This window comes from Streptomyces sp. NPDC037290, from assembly GCF_055603245.1.
This window is the reverse complement of the sequence record NZ_JBVJVZ010000002.1, coordinates 435,807-449,312: the sequence shown is the minus strand read 5'-3', so window position 1 is coordinate 449,312 and position 13,506 is coordinate 435,807. Positions and strand designations below refer to the sequence as shown.

Genomic DNA, 13,506 nt, shown 5'->3' with positions numbered 1-13,506 from the left:
ACATGTCGACGACCACCGAGCCCGCCCTCGTGAGCCCCGCCCCCAAGGAGGTCCGGCCGGCCGGCACCTGGCGGTACCTGCGGGGCAGCCGCACCTTCAACTTCTGGCTCTTCACCAGCCCCTTCCTCATCGGGCTGGTCATCTTCCTCTACGTGCCGATCGGCTGGAGCGTCTACCTCAGCTTCTTCGACGCCCGCTTCACGGTCACACCGTCGAAGTTCATCGGCTTCGACAACTACACGTACATGCTGACCGACCCCAAGTTCGTCCGCTCGCTCGGCACCTTCACCGTCTTCGCCGCGTTCATCGTGCCGACCACCTGGGCGGTGTCGCTGGGCCTCGCCCTGCTGGTGAACCGGCTGCGGTCCCTGCGCGGCTTCTTCCGGTCGGTGTTCTTCCTGCCGACCGCGTGCAGCTATGTCGCCGCGTCGCTGATCTGGAAGATGTCCCTCTTCAGCGGCGTGCGCTTCGGCCTGATGAACACGGTCCTCGGCTGGTTCGGGATCGACAACATCGCCTGGCTGGCCAGCCCCGATCCGCCCTGGTACTGGCTGGTCATCGTCACGGCACGGCTGTGGCTGCAGTCCGGTTTCTACATGATTCTCTTCCTGGCCGCGCTGCAGAACATTCCGGCCGAGCTGTACGAGGCCGCCGCCATCGACGGCGCCAGGCCGGGCTGGCAGACCTTCCGGCACATCACGCTGCCCCAGCTGCGCGCCACGTCCACGGCGGTGATCCTGCTGCTGCTCATCGCCGCGTACCAGGCCTTCGACGAGTTCTACAACCTGCTCGACAAGACGACCTGGGGCCGGCCGCCGCTGGTCGAGCTGTACTACACCGCCCTGGGCACGGAACAGGACTACGGCGCCGGCAGCGCGGGCGCCGTCATCCTGACCGCGCTGATCGTCGTGGTAACCCTTTTCCAGGGCAAGATCATGGGCTTCGGAAGGGGGGACGAGTCCACGTGACCACGAAACGCAGGGGCGGGGTGATGGGCAACACCGGCCTCTGCATCGCCACCGGTGTCGCCGCCTTCCTCTTCCTGATCCCGTTCTACGTACTGCTGCGCAACTCCCTCTCCACCGAGGCCCAGATCACCGGGGAGCACTGGGAGTTCTTCCCCACGCACCTCCAGTGGGGCAACGTCAGCGAGCTGTTCGACGACCAGTCGGTCCCGTTCGCCCGGTCGCTGCTGAACTCCATGGTCGTCGCGGTCTCCATGACCGTCGGCATCCTGCTGGTGTGCTCGCTGGCGGGCTACGCCCTCGCGCGCATCCCGTACCGGCACGCCAACAAGATCTTCTACGTGGTCCTGGGCACCCTGATGGTCCCGGCCTCGGTGACCTTCGTACCCAGCTTCGTGCTGGTGTCGTCCCTCGGCTGGGTGGACACCTACCGGGGCCTGATCATTCCGGGCCTGTTCAGTGGTTTCACCTGCTTCCTGTTCCGGCAGTACTTCCTCGGGTTCCCCAAGGAGCTGGAGGAGGCGGCGCGCGTGGACGGGCTCGGCTACTGGGGTGCGTACTGGCGGGTCGTCGTCCCCAACTCGCTGAACTTCTTCGCGGCGATCGCGACGATCACGTTCATCAACGGCTGGAACGCCTTTCTGTGGCCGCTGGTCATCGGGCAGGACCCGGACTCGTGGACCGTCCAGGTCGCGCTGTCGTCGTACATCACCAACCAGACCGTCATCTTCCACCAGATCTTCATGGCGGCCGCCATTTCCATCCTGCCGCTGTTGTTCGTGTTCCTCTTCCTCCAGCGCTGGCTGGTGCAGGGGATCGCGCAGACCGGTATCAAGGGCTGAGCTAGGAGACCGATGTCCGTCCGCAACCGCACCGTCACCGATTACGTCGAGGACGTCTCGCCCGGCTCCGGGGCACTGCCACCCCGCGCCTGGTACGCGTCCTCGGACGCCATGGCACTGTCCCTGAACGGCAGTTGGCGCTTCAGACTGGCGCAGACGGCCGACGCCGAGGACGACTCCTTCGCCGCGGCGGGGTACGACGCCGGTGACTGGGCGCAGCTCACGGTCCCCGGGCACTGGGTCCTGCAGGGGCACGGCGCCCCGATCTACACCAACCATCTCTACCCGTTCCCGGTCGACCCGCCGCGCGTGCCGACCGAGAACCCGACCGGCGACCATCTGCGGGTCTTCGACCTGCCGCAGGACTGGCCGGACCTCGCCGAGGGCGGTGCGGTGCTGCGGTTCGACGGGGTGGAGTCCTGCGCCCGGGTGTGGCTGAACGGCACGGACCTCGGCGAGTTCAAGGGGTCCCGGCTGCCGCACGAATTCGCCGTCGGCCATCTGCTCAAGACGGCCGGCAACGTGCTGGCGGTCCGGGTCCACCAGTGGTCGGCCGGCTCGTACCTGGAGGACCAGGACCAGTGGTGGCTTCCGGGTATCTTCCGTGACGTCACGCTGCTGCACCGGCCGGCCGGCGCCGCCCTCGACTTCTTCGTGCACGCCTCCTACGACCACCGGGCCGGCACCGGCACCCTGCGCGTCGACTCCGATGTGGACGGCCGGGTAACCGTTTCCGAACTCGGTATCGACATCGCGACCGGCGACAGCGTGACCGTACCGGTCGAGCCGTGGTCGGCGGAAACCCCGCGGCTGTACGAGGGCACGCTCGCCACCGGGGGTGAGCGGGTACCGCTGCGCATCGGTTTCCGTACCGTGGAGCTGTCGGACGGCCTGATCAAGGTCAACGGCAGGCGGGTGCTGTTCAAGGGCGTCAACCGGCACGAGTGGCATCCGGAGAAGGGCCGCGCGCTGGACCTGGAAACCATGCGCCAGGACGTGCTGCTGATGAAACGGCACAACATCAACGCCGTCCGCACCTCCCACTACCCGCCGCACCCGGCCTTCCTCGACCTGTGCGACGCGTACGGGCTGTGGGTGATCGACGAGTGCGACCTGGAGACGCACGGTTTCACCGAGCAGGGCTGGCGGGACAACCCCGTCGACGACGACCGCTGGACCCCGGCCCTGCTGGACCGGGCGGCCCGCATGGTCGAACGGGACAAGAACCATCCGTCCGTCGTCGTCTGGTCCCTCGGCAACGAGGCCGGTACCGGCCGGGGCCTGACCGCGATGGCCGAGTGGATCAAGGACCGGGACGGCTCCCGGCTCGTGCACTACGAGGGCGACCTCACCTGCCGTGACACGGACATGTACGCACGCATGTACGCCGACCACGCCGAGGTCGAGCGGATCGGCCGAGGCCTGGACGGCGGCACCCTCAAGCGCCGCCGGCTGCCCTTCATCCTGTGCGAGTACGCGCACGCCATGGGCAACGGTCCTGGTGGACTCGCCGACTACCAGCGGCTGTTCGAGTCGTACGACCGCCTCCAGGGCGGGTTCGTCTGGGAGTGGATCGACCACGGCATCGCGCATCCGAACCTGGGCTACGCCTACGGCGGCGACTTCGGCGAGGAGCTGCACGACGGAAACTTCGTCTGCGACGGCCTGCTCTTCCCGGACCGGGAGCCCTCCCCCGGCCTGGTCGAGTTCAAGAAGGTGATCGAACCGGTCTCCATCGCCGGCGACTTCGGCGACGGCACGGTCCGGGTCACGAACAAGCAGGACTTCGTGGACGTGTCGGCGCTGGCGTTCTCGTGGTCGTACGAGGTCGAAGGGGAACCGGTGGACTCCGGCACGCTGTCGGTGCCGGCACTGGCGCCCGGTGAGTCCGCCGAGGTCAAGCTGCCCGCGCCGCCGGCCGGGGCGCCGGCCAGTGAAGCCCTCTGGACGATCCGGGCGGTGCTCGCGGCGGACACCGCGTGGGCACCGAAGGACCACGTCGTGGCCTGGGGGCAGGTGCCGGTGTCACGGCGGCGGCTGCCGGCGGTCGCGGCGGCCGCCCGGCCGGTGTCCGGCGACGGGGTCCTCACCCTCGGCCCGGGCACCTTCGACGCCCGCACCGGCGCCCTGAGGGCCGTCGGCGGGGTGCCCGTCTCCGGGCTGCGCCTGGACGTGTGGCGGGCCACCACCGACAACGACGACGGCGCCCCCTGGCAGCCCGACCTGCGCTACGGCCTGCTGTGGCGCAAGCTGGGCCTGCACCGGATGCGGCATCGGCTGGACGACGTGGACAGCGGCGAACACGCTCTGACGGTGCGTACCCGGGTGGCGCCGGCCGCTCGGGAAGTGGGACTGTCGGCGGTATACCGCTGGACGTCGGACGGAGACCGTCTGCGGTTGACCGTATACACCACCCCGGAAGGTGATTGGACCGTCCCGCTGCCCCGGCTCGGTATCCGCTTCGGGCTGTCGGCCGCCGACGACGTGCGCTGGTTCGGCGGCGGCCCCGGCGAGGCGTATCCGGACACCAGGACGGCGTCGGCGGTCGGCCGTTGGCAGTCGACGGTCGATCGTATGCAGACGCCCTATGTCCGCCCCCAGGAGAACGGCGCCCGCATCGACGTCCGCTGGGCGGAGCTGGGCGGTCTGCGCATCGAGGGCGACCCGGCGTTCCACCTCACCGCCCGCCGCTGGACCACCGAGCAACTGGACGCGGCCACCCACCGCACCGACCTCACCCGCGGTGACGCCGTCTGGGTCAATCTCGACCACGGCCAGCACGGCATCGGCTCGCAGTCCTGCGGTCCGGCCCCGCTGCCCCAGTACCACCTGCGGGCCGAACCGGCGGAGTTCTCCTTCGTGTTCTCCACCACCGCCGACCCGCAGCCCCCTCGTCCGACACACCTCTGAGACCCACCGCGGCCGGCCGGCTTCTCTCCCAGGTCATGTATTAATGTTGAACAGTTTTCTCAACTACCCTTTAAATATAGGGTAGTTGAGCTGAACATGGGCCGTATGCGACCCATGAGACGACTCCTCGGCGCCTTCGCGGCCGGCGCGCTCGCCCTCACCGGGCTCACCCTGGCCCCCGCCCCGGCCCAGGCCGCCGACTCGGGCACGTTCAGCGTGCTGACGTACAACGTGGCCGGTCTTCCGGAAGGGCTCAGCTCCAGTCATCCCGCCACCGACACTCCGCTGATCTCACCGCGGTTGGCCGGGTACGACATCGTCAACGTCCAGGAGGACTTCAACTACCACGCGGCCCTGTACGCGGGCGACGACCACCCCTACCGGACGGCGACCAGCGGCGGCGCGGGCATCGGCGACGGCCTCAACACCCTGTCCAGGTACCCCTTCGAGGACTTCGAGCGGGTGAAGTGGAACGACTGCACCGGCACCAACTGCCTGACACCGAAGGGCTTCACCCTGGCCCGGGTGCGGCTCGCCGAGGGTGTCTACGTCGACCTCTACAACCTCCACCCGAACGCCGACGACACCGACGACGCCCTCGCCGCCCGCCGCGCCAACATCACACAGCTGTCGCAGTTCATCCGGGCCAACTCGGCCGGCAACGCCGTGCTCGTCATGGGTGACACCAACACCCGCTACACCCGCACAGGCGACAACATCCGCACCCTCGTCGATGACAACGGACTGACCGACGCGTGGGTACGGCTCGTCAAGGGCGGTACCACCCCGGCGCAGGGCGCGGACCCGCTGCTGTGCCCGACGTCGGCGCCGCCGAACGACTGCGAGGTGGTGGACAAGGTGCTCTACCGCGGCAGCAACCTCGTCACGCTCACCGCACACCGTTACAGCGACGAGTGGTCGAAGTTTCTCGACCCCAGCGGCGGAAACCTTTCCGACCACTTTCCGCACACCGTCGACTTCTCCTACGCGCTGAACCCGAAGCTGCGGGCGAGCGACTTCTTCGGCGGCCCGCACGGTACGGCGTTCAACGACGCCGACGGCCTTCCGGCCGCCCCCTCCCCGCGCACCCTCACCCTGCGCGGCGGCGCCCGCCTGGACGCCGTGTCCCTCACCCACGACGACGGCACGGTCCTCGCCCACGGCGGCACAGGTGGTACGGCCGGCTCCCTCACCCTCGCCGCCGGTGAACACCTCACCTCGGTCAAGCTGTCGGAGGGGCAGAAGAACGGCCGTACCCGGATCTTCTCGGCGGCGTTCACGACGGACAAGGGCCGGACGCTGTCCGCGGGTACGGCCACAGCCGACACGGCCGTCTTCACCGCCCCGCCCGGCCTGCAGATCGTCGGATTCACCGGCCGCGGGGGCGACGAGATCGACAAGCTGGGCGTGCTGTACGCGCCGATCAGCTGAGTCCCCGGCCGACTCGGTGCACACCTGAGCGACAGCCTCCAAACCTAGATGCTCTAGGATAACTACTAGGTATCCAAGGAGGAGGTGCCGGATGGCCCGAGCCGGGCTCACCGTCGACCGTGTCGTCACGGCCGCCGCCGAACTCGCCGACGAGGCGGGCTTCGCGAACGTCACCCTGTCCGCGCTGGCCCGCCGCTTCGGTGTGAAGGACGCGAGCCTCTACTCGCACGTCCGGGGCCTGGAAGACCTGCGCACCCGGCTCGCGCTGCACGCCGGTGGCGAGTTGATCGACCGGATCGCACCGGCCGTGGCGGGCCGCGCGGGCAAGGAGGCGCTGGCCGCCTTCGCCGGCGCCTACCGGGCCTACGCCCTGGAACACCCCGGCCGGTACGCGGCCACCCAGATGCGCATCGACCAGTCCCTGATCGCCGACTCCCCCGCGATGCGCCGTACCGCCGAGATCACCTACGGCATGCTGCGCGCCTACGGCCTGAAGGAGCCCGACCTGACCGACGCCGTACGCCTGCTGCGCAGCACCTTCCACGGCTACTGCGCCCTGGAGTCCACCGGGGGCTTCGGCGCCGACCGGGACGTACAGGCCTCCTGGGACAAGGCGATCGACGCCCTGCACCTGGCCCTCACCCACTGGCCCCGGGAGAGCGAGACCGATGACTGAGCACCTGGACCACGACGTCACGGGCAGCGGTCCCGTACTGCTCCTCCTGCCGGGCGGGGCCGGGCATCCGATGGGGTTCGGGCCGCTGACCGAGCGACTGGCCGCACGCTTCACCGTGGTCACGTACGACCCGCTCGGCCTCGCCCATGGGCGGCTGGGCCGCCCGGTGGCCGAGCAGCGGGTGACGGACTGGAGCGAGGGTGCGCACCGGGTGCTGGAGGCAGTGCTTCCGGCCGGCGGATCCGCGTACGTGTTCGGGACGAGCTCCGGCGGTATCGCCGCCCTGGACCTGCTCGCCCGGCACCCGGAACGGCTCGCGCACGTGGTCGCGCACGAACCGCCCGTCGTGCGGGTCCTCGCGGACGCGGCCCGGCAGCGGGCGAGGTTCGCAGAGGTGGCCGACACGTACCGGACCGCCGGGTTGCGAGCGGCCGGAGCCATGCTGGCCGCCGTGCTCGACGGCGAACCTGCACCCACCCCGACGGATGCCGACGCCAAACCACCCGCTCGCGGCGAGGAGTTGACCTCACCCATGGGCGTCTTCCTCACCCGCGTCCTGCGCCCGTTCACCGCGTACGTGCCGGACATGGACGCCCTGCGTTCGGTCTCCCCGCGTCTCACCCTGGTCGCGGGCAGCGACTCCCGTGGCCGGCTGCTGCACCGTACGGCCGCGACGGCGGCCGAGTCGGCCGGTGCCGCGTTCACCGAGTTCCCCGGCGGCCACCTCGGCGTGCTGGAGCACCCGGAGGAGTTCGCGCGGTGCCTGGTGGACGCCCTGTCCGCCTCCGGGGCCGGGGTCCCGGGGTCGTAGTCACCACGGACGGGCGGCTCCGCCGAGTGCCTGCACCTCGCCGTACGACGGAGTGACTCCCTCCGGCGCTCCGCCGGCCGCGACGGCGGCCATCGCCTCCATGGCCGCGCCCAGCGCCCGCCGGTAGAGCAGCGAGCCGAGGCTGACGCGGCGGACGCCGAGGTCGGCGAGCTGGGCGACGGTGGGTCCGGTGGGCGAGTAGAGGATGTTGAGGGGGACGTCGAGGTGGCGGACGAGTGCCGCGATCCGCCGGGGATCGGTCAGTCCCGGCACGAACACCCCGTCGGCACCGGCCTCTTGGCAGGCCTCGAGCCGCCGCAGGGTGTCCCGCTCGTCGCCGTCCCCGGACCAGTACGTGTCGGTCCGGGCGTTGACGAACAGGCCGGGTACGGCGGCCTTCACGGCGGCGATCTTCGCCGCGTGCCGGTCACTCGGCCCCAGCCCGTCCTCCAGGTTGATCCCGGCCGCCCCCACGGCCCACAACTCACTTGCCAGTTCGGCCACTTCGCCGGGTTCCTGGCTGTAGCCGTCCTCGGCGTCGACCGAGAGGTGGTAGGACTGCGAGCCGAGCAGGCGGGCGAGCCGCAGGGTGTGCTCCCGGGTGGCGCCCTCGCCGTCGGGCAGGCCGGCGGCCGCCGCCACGGCCAGACTCGTCGTGCCGATCGCCGGGAGACCGAGCGCGGCCAGCACGGCCGCCGAAGCGCGGTCCCAGGCGTTGGGCAGCAGCAGCGGCTCGCCGGGACGGTGGTGGAGAGCGGCGAACGGGGTGACGGTGGACTCTGCGGTCATACGTCCACGCTAGGCACCGGACGCTTCGGCGCCGACCGAACGGTGGGCCACCCCCTGACCCGGTGCAGGCGTCCGTCGCACCCCCTGCGCCGGCGTTGTCACCGTGGCGCCACCGTCCACGAGGAGCCTGCGCTCCGCCCGTCCGGTGCCGTGAAGCCGAAGACGCTCTCCGCGCCGGACGCCCACCGGACCCACACCTCGTGGTTCAGCTTGTGGTCCACCTTGTGGTTCGGCTTGTGGCTCGCCTCACGGTCCGTTTCGCGGTCCTCCTCGTGGCCCTCCCCCTGATCCGCGCGCACCCGCACGGTCACCAGCTCCGTGAGCGGCCTGGGGTCCGGCTCGCCGGTGAGCCGGGCGAGCGCCACGAACAGGGTGGCTCCGCACGTGCCGGCCTCCCCCGTGAGCTGGCCCGCCGGGTCTTCCGACAGGCCCGACACCGGCAGAAGTTCGGCCCGGAGTCCGTCCGGCGCCGACCACCCCGTGACCCGCACCGGCGTCCCGGGGCCGGCCCCGGCCACGAGATGCGCGCGCACCTCGACCGCTCCCTCGGCGACCACGAGACTGGTGACGGTGATCCCGTCCCGCACGGTGTGCCGGGAGGCGACCCAGCCCTCGCCCGTGCCGAGCGGCTCGATCCGGGTGCGGCTCGGGTCACCGCCGACGATCACGCTGTTGTCGTACGACGCCCGGTCGGGCGTGGTCGCGGTCGAATAGGCGAGCCGGGTGTAGTAGGGGTCGTAACGGACGTCCTCGCTGCCGTGGTTGTGCAGCCGGACCAGTCCGTCCGAACGGGTGGACTGCAGCAACCAGTTGGGGGCGGGGAGGGGGTACGCCTCGTCCGCGCGCTCGGCCGGGCCCGGTTCCTCGGGTGCCGTCCACACCTCGTGCCCCGGTGGCAGCAGCAGGCCGAGAAAGCCTTTGCTGGCCCAGTACGGGGAGGCGGGGCCCGAATAGCTCTGCGCCAGTGACGCGTCGGGGCCGAGCCAGCCCAGCGGGAGCAGACCGCGCTCGTCCACGGCGCCGCCGTCGAGGAAGTACCTCAGCGCGCCGGAGGCCAGGCGCCGTGTCTCACCGGGCGGCAGGGGGGTCTGCCCGGTCAGCGCGCCGAGCCAGAGCGGGGCGGTCGTCGCGAAGCGGTAGGTCAGGGAGCGGCCCTGGTGCAGGGGGGCGCCGTCGCCGCCGAAGAGGCGGGCGTAGCCGGCGAGGTGGCGCGACAACCGTCGACCGTATACAGAAAGCAGTTCCCTGTCGTCCGCCAACCATGCGTGGAGGACGGTATACAGGTGCATGGCCCAGCCGTTGTAGTAGTCGAACTTCCGGCCGTCGCCGTCGGTGTACCAGCCGTCGCCGAGATACCAGCCCTCGATCCGCTCCAGCCCCCGGTCGACCGCCTTGCGTGCCGCCTCCGGCCGGTGGCCGATCTCCTGGAGGAAACCGCCGACGGTGACCGGGAACAACTCCCAGTTGCACGGCCAGGGTTCGGCGGTGAGCGCGTCCGCCAGCCAGTCGGCGGTGCGCTGCCGCACGGAGTCCTCGAGCCGGTCCCACAGCAGTGGCCGGGTCAACCGCAGGGCGAGGGCGACGGACGCGGCCTCGACGAGCGGCTGGCTGCGGTCCTCGATGCGCGGCCAGACCCCGCCGGGACCGCTCGCGAGGCCGTCGGCGTACCGGCCGAGCGCGGTCTCGTCGCGGCGGAAGGCGGCCAGCAGCAGCGTACGGGCGTACCCCTCCAGGCCGTCGGAGAGGTGGCCGGCGTGGCTCACATGGTCGCCGGGGAGGTGGTAGAGGGCGCGGTCGGGGGTGGCGTAGGGCTCGACGGCGGTCAGCAGGGCGTCTGCGGCGGCCTCCCAGTGGGCGCGGGTGTAACCGGTGTAGGGGCTGGACGCACGGTCGTCGGCGGGCAGGTGGATCACGGCGGTGGCCTTCCTTCCTGGCGGGGCCTGGGACGCCCCGGTTCCGGTCGGGGCGCCCCAGGGCTTCATCCCACCCGCACGGCACCCTCGGGCACCAGGTGCAGGGCGAAAAGGGCGTCGCGGACCGGGCCCGCGTAGGCGGTGGCGTCGTGCACGGAGGTGTGCGTGTTGTCGCGCTTCTCGTCGTAGAGGTAGACGGCCTGGGAGCCCTCCGGGCGGCTCAGGCGGCTCAGCGCGCCGTCCGCCCGGACACGGTCCTCGTGCTCACAGGGCTTTGCGCAGGTCAGGTACGGTGCGGCGGGCTGCTCATCTGGTGGACGGCGGGGGTCGTCCGCGTCCCGCTTCGACTAGCGTCGTGGCATGACCAGCAACACCTCCCCCAGCCTCGCCGACGCTCTCGCCGCCGGGACGGTCGTGCTCGACGGCGGCATGTCCAACCAGCTGGAGTCGGCCGGCTACGACCTGAGCGACAAGCTGTGGTCGGCGCGGCTGCTCGCCGAGCGACCGGAAGCGGTTACGGAGGCCCATCTCGCGTATTTCCGCGCGGGCGCCGACGTGGCCATCACCGCGAGTTACCAGGCCACCTTCGAAGGCTTCGCACAGCGCGGCATCGGCCATGACGCCGCGGCGCGCCTGCTCGCGCTGAGCGTGGACCTCGCGCGGGAGGCCGCCCGGCGGGCCGAGGACGAGGGCGTCGCACGGCCGCTGTGGGTCGCGGCCTCGGTCGGGCCGTACGGCGCGATGCTCGCGGACGGGTCCGAGTACCGGGGCCGGTACGGGCTGAGCGTGGACGACCTGGAGCGGTTCCACCGGCCGCGCATGGAGGCCCTGGCCGCCGCCGCGCCGGACGTCCTCGCACTGGAGACGGTACCGGACGCCGACGAGGGTGCGGCGCTCGTGCGGTCGGTTCGCGGACTCGGAGTGCCGGCCTGGCTGTCGTACACAGTCGACGGTCGGCACACACGCGCCGGGCAGCCCCTCCAGGAGGCGTTCGGCCTGGCCGCCGACGTGGACGAGGTGATTGCCGTCGGGGTGAACTGCTGCGCGCCGGAGGACGTGGAGCAGGCGGTGGAGATCGCGGCGCGGGTCACCGGCAAACCGGTCGTGGTCTATCCGAACAGCGGGGAGGCCTGGGACGCCGCGGCACGCGCCTGGACGGGGCGTACGCGGTTCGGCGCCGAGCAGGTCACCACATGGCGGGACGCGGGCGCACGGCTCATCGGGGGCTGCTGCCGGGTGGGACCGGAGGGGATCGCTTCGATCGCGCGGACGCTGGGCACGGCCTGAACCGCCCGTCCGGCGACGGAGGCGCAATCGCTGACACAGGCGCAGGCGCTGACACAGACTCCGGCCACGGTGCACGTCCCCTACGAGGAGCTGGGCCGACTCGCCGTGCGCACCGCGCTCCGCGGTTCCACCGAGGGCACCACATGCGCCGGCGAGCGTCTGCTGCCGGGCACGCATGTGGGGATGCAGGATGCGGCGGGGGGCCGTTCGTCGACCGTGGGCAGTCAGCGTCGTCGGCCCACGACCGACCGGCCCACGACCGACCGTCTCAACCGCCGTACCGCCGCTGCCAGTTCGGCGCCCGGCGCCCGGATGTCGGAGGCGGGGCCGGGGGCCGGTACCGTGGCGGCGGTCTGCCAGAGGGCGACTTCCGCATCCCGTGGACCGTATGCGATATGCGGTTCACCGTCGCCGAAGATCTGTACGGGATGGGAGGCGTCCCAGGGCTGCCAGCCGGGGTTCCCGGTCGCCGCGAAGCGTACCCAGGCCCCGTGCATCGCGTCGGCCAGCTCCTGCGGGGCACCCTCGCCGGCCAGCTTCTTCGACTCGGGTGTCTCACCGCTGTCGAAGACGAAGCCCAGCTCCAGGGCGTGGCAGGCGCCGAGGCCCGGAAGGCGGGACGGCCAGGCGAACTCGTAGAGGTAGGAGGTGCCGGGGCGGGCGTCGGCGAGGCGGTGCAGCGGGACGCGCAGCAGGTGGTCGGTGACCATCTGGCCGACGATCTCTGCGGTGCCGGCGTCCGGGCGCAGGGTGCGGTAGCCGCGGGGCACCTCGTGGCCGGCGTGGCAACGGGCCATGGCTCCGGCGAGGGCGACCGGACCGAGCCGGTCGACGCGCTCGACCAGCCCGCCGGGCACGAGCCAGAGCCGGTACTCGTCGCGGGTCCAGCCCATGAGCAGGTCGACGCCCTCGGCGGTGTCACCGTCGATCAGCGCCTTGAGCGGGTCGCGAGGTACGAGGTCGCCGTCCACGACGACGCCGAACTGGGGTCCACCCAGGACGGGGCTGCTCAGCCGGCCGACCTCGGCCTGGGTGCGCAGCAGCAGGTCGCGGTCGACACCGGCGAAGGCCTCGGCGGTGGCCGGGATCTTCAGCCGGGTGGCGATGCGGCGCACCATCCGCCGCACCTTGTCGCGGTCGGAGGCCTCGGGCGGGCCGCTCTGCAGCACCGCGCGGCGGACCAGGCCCCGAGTGGCGGGCGCGGCGAGCAGGACCCCTGCGCTGATGGCGCCGGCCGACTGACCGCCCAGGGTGACCTGCGCCGGGTCGCCGCCGAAGGCCCCGATCGCGTCGTGCACCCAGCGCAGGGCGGCGAGCTGGTCGCGCAGGCCCGGGTTGGGCGGTGCGTCGGGGAACAGTCCGTAACCCTCGACGCCGAGCCGGTAGTTGACCGAGACGCAGACGACGCCGTCCCGGGCGAAGGTGGCGCCGTCGTACACGGGTACGGCCGAGGATCCCCGGGTCAGGGCCCCGCCGTGCAGCCAGACCAGAACCGGGAGCCGGGCTCCGGGGCTCGGGTCCGGGGTCCATACGTTGAGGTTGAGGCAGTCGTCCCCGGCGATCTCCGGGTCGGACAGGTACTGGGCGAACGCCTCGGAGTACGGCGGTTTCGGGGCGGTGGGCCCGAAGCTGCCGGCGTCGCGCACGCCGTCCCAGGGCTCGTGCGGCTCGGGCGGGCGGAACCGCCGGGGCCCGAAGGGCGGAGCGGCGTACGGGATGCCCCGGAACACCGCGACGCCACGCTCGTACCGGCCGCGTACGGCCCCGTACGGTGTCCGGACCACCGGGTTCGCCTGATCTGCCGTCATCGCCCACCAGCCCTTCGCCTCGCACTCGTCCACTCGCGCACGCGTGGACTGTGCAACAACAGAGCACCACAAGA

The 13,506-nt window shown here is 71.6% G+C and carries 10 protein-coding genes and 1 pseudogene; 7 read left to right on the top strand and 4 right to left on the bottom strand.

The window, feature by feature from the left end; translation table 11 throughout:
- Nucleotides 1–2: 2 nt before the first annotated feature.
- The 6 genes from ACZ7HQ_RS07720 to ACZ7HQ_RS07695 all read left to right on the top strand — a co-directional run bounded on the left by ACZ7HQ_RS07720 (nucleotide 3) and on the right by ACZ7HQ_RS07695 (nucleotide 7,635).
- Nucleotides 3–968, top strand: coding sequence for a carbohydrate ABC transporter permease (locus ACZ7HQ_RS07720; protein WP_470986104.1), 966 nt, complete (start codon nucleotides 3–5; stop codon nucleotides 966–968).
- A gap of 23 nt (nucleotides 969–991) precedes the next feature.
- Nucleotides 992–1,807 carry a carbohydrate ABC transporter permease gene (locus ACZ7HQ_RS07715; RefSeq protein ID WP_470987123.1) on the top strand — a complete coding sequence of 272 codons (816 nt, stop codon included), beginning with the start codon at nucleotides 992–994 and terminating at the stop codon, nucleotides 1,805–1,807.
- Nucleotides 1,808–1,819: 12 nt separating this feature from the next.
- Complete coding sequence (locus ACZ7HQ_RS07710) at nucleotides 1,820–4,717, top strand: glycoside hydrolase family 2 TIM barrel-domain containing protein (RefSeq protein ID WP_470986102.1); 2,898 nt, start codon at nucleotides 1,820–1,822, stop codon at nucleotides 4,715–4,717.
- A gap of 114 nt (nucleotides 4,718–4,831) precedes the next feature.
- Complete coding sequence (locus ACZ7HQ_RS07705) at nucleotides 4,832–6,148, top strand: jacalin-like lectin (protein WP_470986100.1); 1,317 nt, start codon at nucleotides 4,832–4,834, stop codon at nucleotides 6,146–6,148.
- A 91-nt stretch (nucleotides 6,149–6,239) separates the two neighbouring features.
- Nucleotides 6,240–6,824: a TetR/AcrR family transcriptional regulator gene (locus ACZ7HQ_RS07700; protein WP_470986098.1), complete on the top strand. Its 585-nt coding sequence runs from the start codon at nucleotides 6,240–6,242 to the stop codon at nucleotides 6,822–6,824.
- Nucleotides 6,817–7,635 (top strand): alpha/beta fold hydrolase, encoded by an 819-nt coding sequence (locus tag ACZ7HQ_RS07695; RefSeq protein WP_470986095.1) that lies wholly within the window; start codon nucleotides 6,817–6,819, stop codon nucleotides 7,633–7,635. Before ACZ7HQ_RS07700 ends, ACZ7HQ_RS07695 begins: the two co-directional genes overlap by 8 nt.
- Here the strand turns inward: ACZ7HQ_RS07695 and ACZ7HQ_RS07690 are convergent, their stop codons facing one another.
- From ACZ7HQ_RS07690 to ACZ7HQ_RS07680, 3 genes and pseudogenes are all read right to left on the bottom strand, one after another.
- Nucleotides 7,636–8,424, bottom strand: a complete 789-nt coding sequence (locus tag ACZ7HQ_RS07690; RefSeq protein WP_470986093.1) for an isocitrate lyase/PEP mutase family protein — start codon at nucleotides 8,422–8,424, stop codon at nucleotides 7,636–7,638. It abuts the gene before it with no gap.
- 98 nt (nucleotides 8,425–8,522) lie between these two features.
- Nucleotides 8,523–10,334 carry a DUF2264 domain-containing protein gene (locus tag ACZ7HQ_RS07685; protein WP_470987122.1) on the bottom strand — a complete coding sequence of 604 codons (1,812 nt, stop codon included), beginning with the start codon at nucleotides 10,332–10,334 and terminating at the stop codon, nucleotides 8,523–8,525.
- Nucleotides 10,335–10,402: 68 nt separating this feature from the next.
- Nucleotides 10,403–10,549 (bottom strand): annotated as a pseudogene (locus ACZ7HQ_RS07680) (carbohydrate esterase); the annotation flags it as partial.
- A 148-nt stretch (nucleotides 10,550–10,697) separates the two neighbouring features.
- Between ACZ7HQ_RS07680 and mmuM the strand changes: the two are divergent.
- Complete coding sequence (gene mmuM, locus ACZ7HQ_RS07675) at nucleotides 10,698–11,624, top strand: homocysteine S-methyltransferase (RefSeq protein WP_470986091.1); 927 nt, start codon at nucleotides 10,698–10,700, stop codon at nucleotides 11,622–11,624.
- 224 nt (nucleotides 11,625–11,848) lie between these two features.
- Here mmuM and ACZ7HQ_RS07670 read toward each other — a convergent pair whose 3' ends face one another.
- On the bottom strand, nucleotides 11,849–13,432 hold the full coding sequence (locus ACZ7HQ_RS07670; RefSeq protein ID WP_470986088.1) for a carboxylesterase/lipase family protein: 1,584 nt from the start codon (nucleotides 13,430–13,432) through the stop codon (nucleotides 11,849–11,851).
- Nucleotides 13,433–13,506: the final 74 nt, after the last annotated feature.

Excerpts from the sequence above, each read along its gene's own strand:
- ACZ7HQ_RS07720 (WP_470986104.1), top strand. The coding sequence starts at position 3 with ATGTCGACGACCACCGAGCCCGCCCTCGTGAGCCCCGCCCCCAAGGAG.
- ACZ7HQ_RS07715 (WP_470987123.1), top strand. The coding sequence starts at position 992 with ATGGGCAACACCGGCCTCTGCATCGCCACCGGTGTCGCCGCCTTCCTC.
- ACZ7HQ_RS07710 (WP_470986102.1), top strand. The coding sequence starts at position 1,820 with ATGTCCGTCCGCAACCGCACCGTCACCGATTACGTCGAGGACGTCTCG.
- ACZ7HQ_RS07705 (WP_470986100.1), top strand. The coding sequence starts at position 4,832 with ATGAGACGACTCCTCGGCGCCTTCGCGGCCGGCGCGCTCGCCCTCACC.
- ACZ7HQ_RS07700 (WP_470986098.1), top strand. The coding sequence starts at position 6,240 with ATGGCCCGAGCCGGGCTCACCGTCGACCGTGTCGTCACGGCCGCCGCC.
- ACZ7HQ_RS07695 (WP_470986095.1), top strand. The coding sequence starts at position 6,817 with ATGACTGAGCACCTGGACCACGACGTCACGGGCAGCGGTCCCGTACTG.
- ACZ7HQ_RS07690 (WP_470986093.1), bottom strand. The coding sequence starts at position 8,424 with ATGACCGCAGAGTCCACCGTCACCCCGTTCGCCGCTCTCCACCACCGT.
- mmuM (WP_470986091.1), top strand. The coding sequence starts at position 10,698 with ATGACCAGCAACACCTCCCCCAGCCTCGCCGACGCTCTCGCCGCCGGG.
- ACZ7HQ_RS07670 (WP_470986088.1), bottom strand. The coding sequence starts at position 13,432 with ATGACGGCAGATCAGGCGAACCCGGTGGTCCGGACACCGTACGGGGCC.